Raw genomic sequence first — 217 nt, forward strand, 5'->3', positions numbered from 1 at the left:
TTTACGCCCAGTAATTCCGATTAACGCTCGCACCCTCCGTATTACCGCGGCTGCTGGCACGGAGTTAGCCGGTGCTTCTTCTGTTGCTAACGTCAAGATGCGCAGCTATTAACTACACACCCTTCCTCACAACTGAAAGTACTTTACAACCCGAAGGCCTTCTTCATACACGCGGCATGGCTGCATCAGGCTTTCGCCCATTGTGCAATATTCCCCA

Annotated in this window: 1 rRNA gene; it reads right to left on the reverse strand. The window is 51.6% G+C overall.

The features are described 5' to 3' along the window. Positions 1-217, reverse strand: a 16S ribosomal RNA gene (locus tag AACR09_RS00885); the annotation flags it as partial.

This window comes from Vibrio sp. OPT20 (assembly GCF_963889365.1).
GTDB classification, from domain to species: domain Bacteria; phylum Pseudomonadota; class Gammaproteobacteria; order Enterobacterales; family Vibrionaceae; genus Vibrio; species Vibrio splendidus.